11 protein-coding genes are annotated in these 12,303 nt (G+C 64.3%); 5 read left to right on the top strand and 6 right to left on the bottom strand.

What is annotated here, in order from left to right; all coding sequences use genetic code 11:
- Positions 1-258: 258 nt before the first annotated feature.
- The 4 genes from HLH35_RS05575 to HLH35_RS05560 all read right to left on the bottom strand — a co-directional run bounded on the left by HLH35_RS05575 (position 259) and on the right by HLH35_RS05560 (position 3,776).
- Positions 259-642, bottom strand: a complete 384-nt coding sequence (locus HLH35_RS05575; RefSeq protein ID WP_182978186.1) for a hypothetical protein — start codon at positions 640-642, stop codon at positions 259-261.
- Positions 643-808: 166 nt separating this feature from the next.
- A complete protein-coding gene (locus HLH35_RS05570; protein WP_246384881.1) occupies positions 809-1,864 on the bottom strand; it encodes a purine nucleoside permease in 1,056 nt (351 codons plus the stop codon).
- A gap of 62 nt (positions 1,865-1,926) precedes the next feature.
- Entirely contained in the window at positions 1,927-3,510 is a 1,584-nt protein-coding gene (locus HLH35_RS05565; RefSeq protein WP_182978185.1) for an adenosine deaminase family protein, read from the bottom strand.
- A gap of 47 nt (positions 3,511-3,557) precedes the next feature.
- Positions 3,558-3,776, bottom strand: coding sequence for a DUF1653 domain-containing protein (locus HLH35_RS05560; RefSeq protein WP_182978184.1), 219 nt, complete (start codon positions 3,774-3,776; stop codon positions 3,558-3,560).
- Positions 3,777-3,924: 148 nt separating this feature from the next.
- Here HLH35_RS05560 and HLH35_RS05555 point away from each other — a divergent pair, with 148 nt between their 5' ends.
- On the top strand, positions 3,925-4,443 hold the full coding sequence (locus HLH35_RS05555) for a hypothetical protein (protein WP_408870099.1): 519 nt from the start codon (positions 3,925-3,927) through the stop codon (positions 4,441-4,443).
- Between the two features lie 38 nt (positions 4,444-4,481).
- Here the strand turns inward: HLH35_RS05555 and HLH35_RS05550 are convergent, their stop codons facing one another.
- Together HLH35_RS05550 and HLH35_RS05545 are read right to left on the bottom strand one after the other, a co-directional pair.
- A complete protein-coding gene (locus tag HLH35_RS05550) occupies positions 4,482-5,177 on the bottom strand; it encodes a creatininase family protein (protein ID WP_182978182.1) in 696 nt (231 codons plus the stop codon).
- A gap of 24 nt (positions 5,178-5,201) precedes the next feature.
- Positions 5,202-6,239, bottom strand: coding sequence for a GntR family transcriptional regulator (locus HLH35_RS05545; protein ID WP_182967660.1), 1,038 nt, complete (start codon positions 6,237-6,239; stop codon positions 5,202-5,204).
- Positions 6,240-6,466: 227 nt separating this feature from the next.
- Between HLH35_RS05545 and HLH35_RS05540 the strand changes: the two genes are divergently transcribed.
- The 4 genes from HLH35_RS05540 to HLH35_RS05525 are packed head-to-tail and all read left to right on the top strand — an operon-like array spanning position 6,467 to position 12,135.
- Complete coding sequence (locus HLH35_RS05540) at positions 6,467-8,806, top strand: TonB-dependent receptor domain-containing protein (protein ID WP_246384861.1); 2,340 nt, start codon at positions 6,467-6,469, stop codon at positions 8,804-8,806.
- Position 8,807: 1 nt separating this feature from the next.
- Entirely contained in the window at positions 8,808-10,283 is a 1,476-nt protein-coding gene (locus HLH35_RS05535; RefSeq protein WP_182978181.1) for a peptide MFS transporter, read from the top strand.
- Positions 10,280-11,197, top strand: a complete 918-nt coding sequence (locus HLH35_RS05530) for a polysaccharide deacetylase family protein (RefSeq protein ID WP_182978180.1) — start codon at positions 10,280-10,282, stop codon at positions 11,195-11,197. The genes HLH35_RS05535 and HLH35_RS05530 overlap by 4 nt, the downstream gene beginning before the upstream one ends.
- A complete protein-coding gene (locus HLH35_RS05525) occupies positions 11,194-12,135 on the top strand; it encodes an isoaspartyl peptidase/L-asparaginase family protein (protein ID WP_182978179.1) in 942 nt (313 codons plus the stop codon). Before HLH35_RS05530 ends, HLH35_RS05525 begins: the two co-directional genes overlap by 4 nt.
- Positions 12,136-12,303 lie beyond the last annotated feature (168 nt).

The following is a 12,303-nucleotide window of genomic DNA, read 5'->3' as shown; positions in this document are numbered from 1 at the left end:
AATCATATATTTTCTATCATTAGAGAGAAAATTACAATAATCACAGATAAAAAATATGCAAGCGTACGGCTAGAGCACTATCCAATCGGATAGACGCATCTGGTTGGATAAAGATAATCGTTAAAACAATGTGCTAGAGACACCCTCATGAACCAGTGTGAATGGACATGGCTCTAAGTCGCCCTTCTGCCTCATTGACTTTCAACATGCGCCAAACCGGAACACTCCACTTCATGTGGATTCCAAAAATTCCGACCGTCAATCGTCGGCAAGCCCGAACTGACCGGGATAAGGCATCGCGCTTCGCCCCAGTTTCTTCTTTTTCCACTCCGCCATCGCCCTGTCATATTCCACATGACGCAAGACGAACTGTAGCGCCTCCACATGGCGCTCGTCATTGGCATCCATCATGCCACGACGCCAACCAGCCGCGATCAACCAATGCTCCCCTGCAAGAGCATAGGAACCGGCCCGATGATGCTTCAAAGCAAGCCGCTCGAGCCCATGATACTCGGTATGAGGGTTGGCGAGGGCCTCCGCACTGATGATGAAGCCGTCACCTTTCCACTGGAACGTCGATTTCATATAAGGAAACTGCCGCGTCAGGCCGCCCGGATCACCGAAATGCTCCTTGATCAGCATCGGCACCAGCCTGTCGTAAGATCGACGCCATTCGCACTGCACACGCCACTCCCTGAAGATCACGTTGATGAATGTCGCCCGCTATAACGAAGCGGTCGGCCAGTGTCGATTTTCCGACACGCACGCACAATACGATCCGGGGAAAGTTGGACAGCACCGCGTCAGATCATTCACCCGCCCTCGCCGGCGGTGCCCCCGGCACATGGTCGGCATACCGGTCCCAATGCAGCGCCAGTTCGCGCACCACGACGCTGCCGACCTGATAGGCGGCAGCGACCGAGGGCAGATAGCCGGAATACCCGCCTTCGCTGGCCTCGGATTTCAGCAATTCGGCTGCACTCTCGCCCGGCGGCGGCATGTCGAAATTGCTGCCGGTCCGCAGCACCAGCACCCGATCGGGGTCCACCCGCCCGGCCTGCGCCTGCAACGTCAGCGCCTGCATCAGGCCGATTTCTTCCTCGGCCGTGGTGGCGAAGGTGCCCTTGCCCTCGGTCCAGTAGCCGACCCAGCGCTCCGCCCAGCGGTTCATCCGCTCGCCGACCCAGAACGTCTCGCTGGACAGCGTGTCGCCCAGCAGCACGGCAGGCGGCTTCTGCGCCTGCGGATAGCCGACATAGCGCGCCCGGATCGCCTTCAGCGCCGGCGTGTCGGGCAGCGCCAGCGAACGCGTCAGATTATACGCCCAGCCCACCAGCGCCGGATTGAGCGTATATTCCATGTCGCCCGACAGCGAATGCAAAGGCGGCACCGGCTTGTCGGTCGGCGTGCTGCCCTGCACCGGCGTATAGCCATCCGGCCAGTCGGACGGAATCTCCCGCGCATCGATCGCATGCGCCAGCCCGCCATTGATGACGCGTGGCGCCCACGCCGCCCCACCGATCGACGAGAAATTAGGGTCGATGCCGGCAATGCCCGCCAGCACGAAATAGGTTCGCCGCAGGTCGAAACGCGGGTCCAGCACCAGCGCGGTCATGGCCGAAGCCATATGTTCCGGTCCCTCACCAGTGGCGATGCCCAGCACCTGAAGGTCGGGATTATAGCGCATCACCCCATGCCAGGTGCCCGGCGCCGGCAGTTCCTGCTTCAGCGGCAGCTTCTCCACCCAGGTCTGGAATTCGCCCGGCACGTCACCGGTATCCTTGCCGATCTCGAACGTCACCACCACCACCACGCGCACAGGGATCTGCGCCGCGCGGGCCCCGGCACTCCCACAGGCCGCCATGGCACCCAGCAGACAGGCCCCCGCCAGCCGCCGGCCCAATCGTTTGCGCGATGCGTGCGTCATCATGCCGGTCCATGTCCTTTCGACCGCGCGGAGCCAGCACCCAGCCCCGCTTCGCGGATCATCGTGGTTTCGAAATCATGCAGCCGCGCTTCCAGCGCCCATTGCAGGCGCGCCCGGGCACTCGCGGCCAGAAAATCATGGCAGGCACCGCTGGCCGGAACCGGCCCCGCCGGCACGGACGCACAGGCCGCAACCATCCGATAAGGCGCCACCCCGCGCCACAGGCTCTCGCCGGGGACAAAGGCATATTCCAGCCCGGCGCGCGACAGATCGCGCAAGGCGGCATAATCCAGCGCATAGACCGTCGCCGCGCGCGCATATTCATGCGTCAGGTCGATCCGCGACACGCCCTCGTCATCGGTCGACAGCGCCACCGGCACCCCCGCCGCGCGATAGGCATCGAACGGATGCCCCGCCCCGGCAATGCCGAGAATGACATCGTTGCTGGTCAGGTTGATCTCCACCATCACCCGGCGCCGCGCCATCTCCGCCATCAGCGCGTCCGGATCGTCCTCATGCAGGATATCGACCCCATGGCCGATCCGGCGCGCCCCCGCCACCTCGACCGCCTGCCGGATATGGTCGCGCAACCCCTCGGGCGGCACCATGCCGGGCGCCAGCTCCCCCGCATGCAGCGACAGCTTCACCCCCGGATCGCGCTCGGCCAGCCAGCCGAACATGCGCATATGCAACCCGTAATCGCGCATCGCCACCGCATCATCCTCGGGTGCCACGATATTCACACCGACAAAGCGCGGATCGGCATGGACGAGCGCATACCCGAAATCAAGCTGAGGAAAGACCATGGCAGGCGGCATGGTGCGGATCGTCTGGTACAAATAGCGCACCGTCACCCCGCATCCCGGCGCGGCCTGCGCCGTCCCGCACCGCAGCACGGCCCGCATCCGCGCCTCCATGGCGTCGACATCCTGCCGCGCCGCCCCAACCAGCACCGGCAGGTCGGGAGTAATCGCCCGGTCGGCCTCGGCAAACGCCTCGTCATGCAGAGGATGCCGCGCCCCCAGCCCCGCCACCGCGCCAAGCTGGGGCGAAATCATCAGTTCCAGATACAGGACATGGTCGCCGGCCGCATGCGTCACTGCCTCCGCCAGCATGTCGCCGCCATGGGCCGCCTGCGCGGGCATGAAGCGCGCAAAGGTCGCAAAGAAATGGTCATGCCCCGACCGGTCGGACGCAGTCGGCACGAAATCGCGCATCGACAGCGCATCGATCATGTCCGCCCGCATGTCCGGCCGCCCCGACAGGTCGGCAGCCCGAACCCCATCGCCGCCCGCCGCGCAGGCACCAGCCAGAATGCGCCCGTGCGCGGGCGAGACGCACAACCCATCCTGCGCCGCCCAGTCCAGCATGCTCTCGGCATAGACGGCGCCGGCCAGATGATTATGCAGGTCCGCGCCCTTGGGCATGGCCCGCAACAGCATATCCAACCGCACCGGATCCCGGCCCAGCAGCGCAAAAGCGCGCGACGCGGCATCGGACGATACGGGTTGGGGCGCGGCAAGAGCCGCCCCCGGCAGGATCAGGCCGGCGGCCAGGGCACAGACAACGGAGAATCGCGACATCCGCCGATCGTGCGGCGATCGATTCAAAAACGCAACAGGCCGCCCGATCAGCCCGCCGCCTCGCGCACGGGGCTGAAACGGGGCACGCCGTCCACGTCCTCGACCCACATGGCCAGTGGCCGCACCCAGTAATCACCGCGCGCCTCGCTGCGATAGGTCACCAGCCATTCCTCGGTCTCGGAATGCCGGCCGACACAGATCAGCGTGTACAGACCGCCCTTGTAATGACGGTATGGACCCGGCCGTGTCCTTTCGGTCTCGTTCATGCGTTACTCCCCTCACGGGGCTCCGGATCGCGGTCCGGAGCCAGCCTTCCCCCAAGGCGGCCCTCAGGACCGCCCGCGAACCGACGGACCTCATCGCATGATTCGCCCGCCCCGTCATACCAGCCTGCTCGCCACCCTGGCCGCCGCCATGGCGCTCGCCCCTGCCGCCCTGGCCGCACCCCGCCACCCGGCAGCCCCCGCGATCGACAGCGGCGATCCGGTCATCCTGGCCCAGCAACCCGGCGGCGCGCTGGACCAGGCAGCCCGCACGCTCAATGCAGCCGACCTGGCGGCGGCCACGCGCAAGGGCGATACGCCCGTGGTCCTGGTCGGCTCCGCCCCCCTCTCGACCCATGCCGGGGACACGGCCCTGTTCGTGCAACTGCAATCGGCCAATCTGTGCGGCTCGGCCGGCTGCGCCACCTCGGTCTATCTGCGGCGCGACCGGCACGACTGGGTCAAGGTGCTGGATTCCGTCAGCGGACCGATCGCCCTGTCACACCACCTCCATGGCGGCATGCGCGACCTGATCGTGGACAGCACCGACCGCTGGGTCTGGAACGGCACCACCTACCGCGACACCATGCCCGCCGCCCCCGACACCGGCCTGCGCCGCTCGATCGAACAATTCCAGGCGCAACATCACACGGAACAACCGCCGCAATAACGGGTTGTGCCGGCACCGCCGTCGGGTACCGACCGTGATCAGACCGCAGCAATGACCCGCCGCGTCTCCTCGACCGCGATGGCCCATATGGCGTGCATCTCCGCATCCGCGCGTGCGTAGCGTCCGCCGAAATTGCCGTCGCCCAGGCGAATCCTGACCATTTCGGGCGTCACATCATGCAATTGTTCCAGCATGATGGCCGGCTTCGCCTCCTCCGGCTGGGCGATGCCCGCAATACGCGTCCACGGAAAATTCTCCATCCACGACGCATGCATCGCCACTGGATCGGTCGCCGTCACGATACGCCAGGTTTCCGGCGCCCGCCACCAATCATGAAATACGCCTCTGCAATCGATATTTTTCTCAAACCACAGTGAGAGTGACGGCCAGATCGGACAATTGCCACCGTGCCCGTTCACAAACACAAAGCGACGGAACCCCTGGCCGTGGAGGCTGGTCACGAGGTCCTCAAGAAGGGCAAGATAGGTTTCCGTCCGCAGCGAAATCGTGCCGGGATAGGCAAGAAAACGCGGCGTCATGCCGAACGGAACAACGGGACAGACCGGAATCCCCAGCGGTCCGCAGGCTTCAAGCGCCACGCGCTCGGCCAGGATCGCATCCGTGAACAGGCTCAGATAGGCATGTTGTTCGGTCGAACCGAGCGGGATAACGATGCGATCATCCGCCTCCAGATAGGCCTCGACCTGCATCCAGTTCATCTCGCGTAAATTCATGATGTTTCCTGTGACATGCGCCCCTCACGGCCGCCGTGCGGTCAGCTCGGCGATCAGGCGGCTGACGTCATGGGGATTGGGCGTGTGCTGATATTCAAAATGGATCGATTCGTCAGGGAATTTCAGCCCGAGATCATCCGCGCCGGTGGCGTAGACGATCACATCGGCATTCCTCGTCAGGACCTCGCATTCCGGCGCGTCGATCAGGACGACCACAGGTTCCGCGATATGCGGCGCGAACTGCTGGACACCGGCTTTCATCGACCCTGCGAACTCCGGATTGATGACGACGAGCAGGACGCGGCTGCCCGGATCGATCTGCGCCAGTTTCATCCGCGTCTCCATCGACGGAATGAAGGTGATGACCGCCACGCCCAGTCCGGGCAACATACGCGCGACCTCGGTGCGGCGATGAGCAAATGTCACAGCCATCTGACACAAGTCAACACGCTGCCGTTCTGACGGATTCGTCTGCAACTGGGTGATGGTCGTCGGCAGAAACCGTACCTTCCCCTCGCTCAGCCGCTCCATCTGCCGACAATAGGCAATTGTGGTCTGCATGAAATTGCCCACGACCATCACCGATGGCGGGGGCACACCCAGGCCGCCACCTTCCATCCGCGCGCTGACCAGGCCCAGGACCTCGCTCGTGCTCAGCCCCAGCGCCCGGGCACGGGTGACCAACACATCGATCGCGGATTGGATCTCCGAGCCGCGCGCGCCTCGGGCCGACCATCCGGCCATCAGGTCGGCAACGAACGTGCCTGCCCCGGTCCGTCCGCGCAGTACGCCGCCGCGCTTGAGTTCGGCATAGACCTGCCCCACCGTGACCGGGGAAATGCCCAGCCGCTCGGCCAGTTCGCGAACAGGCGGAAGCCGCTGGCCCGGCCTGATGACGCCGAGCCCGATCCCATATTCGATCTGTCCCTTGAGTTGCGTTCCGATCGGCAGGTCCAGAGTCCTGTCGATCCGAAAGAGGGTCACGTCCAGGCGCTCGCCCCCATCCTGTTCCACCACCTCCGGGTTGGCGCTGTCCTGTCGAATGAGATCCTCCTCCTCCATCGCCGGACCTGTTCGACAACATTCGGGAACGGCGCAACGTGCCTGCTCATATTAGGACGGAAACTTGTTACACACAAGGATGCTAAAATTTGCCATATCATCCATCTTGTATCATTGCAGAGTAACATTTTGTGTGCTTAATCCGATAACGGTTCGTTCCGGTCGATGAATGACCTGCCGGCGGACCCGACGACCCGACATGACGCAACGGAGACGCAGGCACGCATATGTTCACCAGAAAGATGAACCCCTTCGGCGCCGCAGCCTTCATGCTGCTGTCCTCGACCGCCCTGGCTGCGACACCGCAGAACGCCACGCCCCATCAGAAGCAGCATGCGAAACCGGAGCGTTCACATGCGGCATCGAGCGCGAAGAACGAAAACGTCATGGTCACCGCGGCACTCCGGGCCGCCCACAGCGCCATCACAGACGTGTCCAGGAAGGACATGGAAAAATTCGTCGCAGGCACAAGCCCGCTCAAGATCCTCGGCAGCCTGACGGGCGCGAACTTCGTGTCCAACGATCCCCTTGGCCTCGATATCTATTCGAAATCGTTCTATGTGCGCGGCTTCAACCAGAGCCAGCTCGGCGCGACGCTCGACGGCATTCCGCTCGGGGACCAGTCTTACAACAAATATAACGGCCTCGACGTCAATTCGGCGATCACACAGGACAATATCGCCCGGATGAATCTCAGCCAGGGCGGCGGGGACGTCACGCTTCCGTCGACCAGCGAACTGGGCGGCGCGATGGAATTTTATTCCGCCGATCCGGCCGACAAGGCAGGCGGCACGATCTCGCAGATGTTCGGCAGCTACAACAGCTATCGCACCTACATAAAGGGCGATACCGGCACCTTCACGCCTTTCGGAACGAAGGCATATGTATCCTATATGCGGGTCGATGCCGATAAATGGAAAGGCTATGGTGACCAGTTCACCCAGCAGGTCAATGCCAAGATCGTCCAGCCCATCGGAAACAACAGCAGTATCAAGGCATTTTTCAACTGGAGCGACCTCGCCCAGTACGAATACCAGGACCTGTCCCTGGAGCTGCTGCACAAGGTAGGCCAGCGCCTGGACAACTACGCGCCCGACTACCGCACCGCCTACCTCGCCGCGCAGGGGATTTATCCCTCGTCCTTCGCCTCGCTGTCCGATCCCGCCGATGCCGCCTACTACAATGGCGGACAGGCCGAACGCGATTATCTGGGCGGCCTGACACTCGATTTCGACATGGGCCACCATATCCGCTGGAAGACGTTGTTCTACGGCCATGGCAGCCAGGAATACTCGACCTGGGCGAACCCCTATGTCGCATCGCCGACCGGCGCCCCGCTATCGTTCATGGTCATCCCCGAGCAGGTCCGGCGCCTGGGTTTCACGACCGAGATGACCCACACCTACGAAAACAACGTGCTGCGCACGGGCGTGTGGTTCGAGAACAATAGTTACGATATCGGAAAATATTACTATTCCGAACCCGTCCTCGGGCAGGGCGCTCCGATCGGCGCAGTCGGCCCGTTCAACACCTATGGCGGCCCGTTCGCCCAGGTCTGGGGCATGGGCTTCAACACCAACACGGTCCAATACCACCTGACCGACACGTACCACATCCTGCCGGGCCTCGCGATCACCGGCGGTTTCAAGTCCCTCGTCGTCACCACGGCCGGCGGCGCGAACGAAAATAACGTTTCCTACACCCATGTCGACCAGTTGCCGAACGGCAGCGTCACCTCATCGGCCGCGTTCCTGCCGCACGTCAATATCGACTGGCATTTCCTCAAAAACCACGAGCTTTATTTCGACATGGCCGAGAACATGCGCGCCTTCACCTACGAAGGTTACCAGTCGGGCAGCGTGCCGTCCCTGTGGGGCGTCAAAAACCAGGCGGCATTCGATATCGCGCGCCGGACACTGCGTCCGGAACGCAACTGGACCTACGTCGTCGGCTATCATTATTACGGCAAGGTCGTGTCGGCTTCCGTCGACGCCTACCGCTCGAACTTCACCAACCGCCTCGGGCTCATGGCCTCCGGCTCGCTGGTCAATCCGACCTCGACCGTCGGCAATCTCGGCGGCGTGACCATGAACGGCGTGGATGCCGACGTCGTGATCCGCCCGATCCGCCATCTCGCGATCGACAACAGCATCAGCTACAATCACTCGACATACGACAACAACATCACCTCGGCAGGCGTGCTCTATTATCTGCAGGGCAAGAAGGTTCCCGCCTACCCTCAGTTCATGTACAAAACGAGCCTGACCTACAGCTACGAGGGGCTCTCGGCTCATTTCGATGCAAGCTACATCTCGCGCCGCTATCTCAGCTACACCAACGATACCAGCGTGCCGGGTTTCTGGATGACGAATGTCGGTGCGCGATACAGCTTCGGCCAGCAGAGCATCTTCCGCGACCTCTCGGTCTCGTTCGATGTCTACAACCTGCTGAACACACCCTACATCTCGACGGTGGGCGAGCAAGGCTTCCCGCTGGTGGGCGACCGCCAGTCCCTGCTGGCAGGCTCGCCCCGCCAGTTCTTCGGCTCCATCAACGCCAGGTTCTGACATGATGGAGCCCCGCCGACGCACCTTCCTGCGGATCGCCACGCTCGAATTGTGCGAACGGTTCGGCTTCTACGGCCTGCAGAGCGTCTCGGTCCTGTATTTCATCAGGACCATGGGTCTGTCGGAACAGGGCGCCATCATGCTGTGGGGCGCATTCAGCGCCCTCATGTTCGGCGTGCCCGTTCTGGGCGGCTGGCTTGGCGACAGGATTCTGGGCGCCCGGCGGACGGTCGCCGTCGCGCTCGCACTGCTGGCCATCGGCTATACCGGCCTGGCCAGCGGCATGAGCGGCGCGACCGGTGTCTCGCTGGTGCTGGCCGTCCTGGTCTGCGGCGGCGGCATCTTCAAGCCCAACATCACCAGCCTGCTGCGTCACGCCTTCAGCGGCGCCGACGACCGGCTCGATATCGTTTTCACCATCTATTACATGTCCATCAATATCGGGGCGACAATCGCGGCCCTCGCCATTCCCTTCCTCGCCGTGCATATCGGCTGGCAGGCAAGCTTCGGTATCGCCGCCGCCGTGCTGTGGGCCGGTTTCGCGGTCTCGCTGACGCTGCCGGCCACGGCGCCCCCGCCGGCCGGCGCGCCCGATCGCCGCCTGTGGCTGCTGCTCGGTGCCGGTATCGGCGCGGCCTTTACACTGCTTCACTATCCGGCGCTCGCAAGGACCTGCATCTGGGTCGCGGCCACCGCCATCCTGCTGATCTGGATCATGCTCTACCGGCGTGCGAAACCCGCCTGGCGCGCGGGCCTGAAACTATCCTTCGCCCTCCAGTCCGAAGCGATCCTGTTCTTCCTGTTCAACCAGCAGATCGCGACCTCACTGACCGGCTTCGCGCGCGACCACGTCGCGGGCGCGATCCGCCTCGCGGGCATGGACTGGGCGCTGCAACCCGGCCAGTTCCAGTCGCTGAACAATCTGTGGATCGTCGCGTTCGCCCCCTGCCTCGCCGCACTCTATCACCGCGCCGAACGGAAGGGGCGCCCGATTTCCGTTCCAATCCGCTTCCTGTCCGGTTTCGTACTGCTGACCGGCTCCTTCGTCCTGTGGCGCGCGGCAGCACTGGCTGGCGCGGCCGGGCCGGTCTCGCCCTGGTGGATGGTCGCGGGATATGCGCTGTTCTCACTGGGCGAACTGCTGATCGCGGCCCTCGGGCTCGCCGTCATCGCGCGCTACGCACCGCCCGACGGCGTCGGCCGCCTGATGGGGTGTTTCTCCGTCCTCGGCGGGCTTGCCAGCTATCTCGGCAGCCTCATCGCCACCGATGCCACGCACGGGCCGGCAGGAGGTCTCAGCGCGGCCTCCATCGCCGGATATGCGCATCTGTTCGGCAACCTGGCCGCGCTGGCGGCATTCGTCGCCCTCGCTTCCGCCCTGTTCATCCCCTTCGCCCGCAAGATGGACGCACACTGGCGCCGCGCGCTTCCGCCACCGCCGGCCGCCAACGAACCAATCCTGGAAACCCTGCCATGACGACGCCTCCCGACGCCCCTCTCCCTCCCTGGCAATGGCCCGAGAGCCGCTGGCGCGCAGCCGTCGGACGCGCCAGGGCCGGGCGCTCGCTGCATCCCGCTGCGTGGCCGGACGGCGCACGCTGCGCCTTCGCCATTTCGTTCGACGCCGACCACGACACGATCCCGCTGCGTGACGGCGATGAAAGCCCGATGCGGATCAGCCAGGGCCATTACGGCAACCGTCGCGGCGTGCCGCGTATCCGCGCGCTGCTGCAACGCCATGGCGTGCCCGCAACCTTCTTCTACCCCGCCGTGTCCGCTCTCCTCTATCCCGAGGAAGTGCGCGGCATCGTCGCCGACGGGCATGAAATCGGCATCCATTCGTGGATCCACGAGCGCAACACCCATCTGGACGCAGAAACCGAAAGGGACCTGACCTCCCGCGCGCGGGAGGTGCTACAGGATATCAGCCGCAAGCCGGTCGTCGGCATCCGCACGGCAAGCTGGGATTTCTCGCTCAACACGCTGTCCATCATCCGCGAGATGGGCCTGCTATACGACAGCAGCCTGATGGCCGACGATGATCCGTACGAACTGGTACAGGACGGGGCCCCCACCGGTATCGTCGAACTGCCGCCCGAATGGATCCGGGACGACGCCGTCTATTTCAATTTCGACCGCTTTTCGGCGCTCCGCCCCTACACGCCCCCGCGCGACGTACTGGATATCTTCCTGGCAGAATTCCAGGGCGCCCATGACGAAGGCGGGCTGTTTCTGCTGACGCTGCATCCGCATATCAGCGGCCATCGCAGCCGGATCGGCGTGATCGCCGCCCTGCTCGAAGCCGCCCGGCAGAAGGGGGATGTCTGGTTCGCCACACACGAGCAGGTCGCGGCCTGGTGCATGGCCCACCCCCAGGGAGATACGCCATGAGCCCCGCGCCGACCCGCCGCCCCGTCATCGCCCTGCATGGCGGCTGCGGTGTCATGTCCCGTTCCCTTCTGTCCGAGGAGGAATGGGCCGACGCGCGAGCCGACATCCGCAAGGCGCTGGAAGCCGGATACGCGATCCTGTCCGAAGGCGGCCCATCCGTCGCGGCCGTCGAAGCCTGCGTGATGGCCCTGGAGGATTCCCCGCATTTCAACGCCGGGCATGGCGCCGCACTGAACGCCGCGGGAGGGCATGAACTGGACGCCTCGATCATGGACGGCGCGACCGCGCTGGCGGGTGCCGTCGCGGGCGCACGGGCCGTGCGCAACCCGGTGCGGTTGGCCCGACGGCTCATGGAACAGGATATCCCCATGATGCTGGCCGGCCCGGCAGCCGACGAATACGCCGCCGCCCATGGGCTGGAGACGATGCCGCAATCCTATTTCACCACCCCGCGTCGGGCAGAGGCGCTGCAGGCGATGCGCGCGCACGACCGGCTGGGCACCTTCGCCAGCGAGAGCGAGAAGCACGGCACGGTCGGCGCGGTGGCACTGGATTGCGACGGCAACCTCGCGGCCGCCACCTCCACCGGGGGCTTCACCAACAAGGCGGTGGGCCGCGTGGGCGACAGTGCCATCATCGGTGCCGGCACCTATGCGCAGAACGGCATCTGCGCGGTTTCCTGCACGGGACAGGGCGAACAGTTCATCCGCCACGTGATCGGCCACGAGATCGCTGCACGCGTGCGCTATGCCGGACACTCGGTCGGGGAGGCGATTCGCATGATCCTGGCGGAGACCTTCACGCCGCAGGGGATCGGCGGCGGCGTCATCGCCATCGACCACGCCGGCACGGTCACGGCGGAATTCAACACAGAAGGCATGTTTCGCGGCTGGATCGACGCAAATGGCGAACTCTTTGTCGCCACTCACAAGGACTGAAACTCAAGCCCAATTGCCCGGAAACCGCTCCCGTCCCAATGCCGCCAGAAGGCATTGGGCGGCCCGCCGCTACCCGGCCAGACGGCCAACTGAGAAATGCGGCCTGATGAGCGAGAGTGCCGCACAGGGCCACGCCATCGCATGCTTCCGGGCACCGAGGCGCAGAAA

It is taken from the genome of Gluconacetobacter asukensis (assembly GCF_014174375.1).
GTDB classification, from domain to species: domain Bacteria; phylum Pseudomonadota; class Alphaproteobacteria; order Acetobacterales; family Acetobacteraceae; genus Gluconacetobacter; species Gluconacetobacter asukensis.
This window is presented reverse-complemented; position numbering and strand designations above follow the sequence as displayed.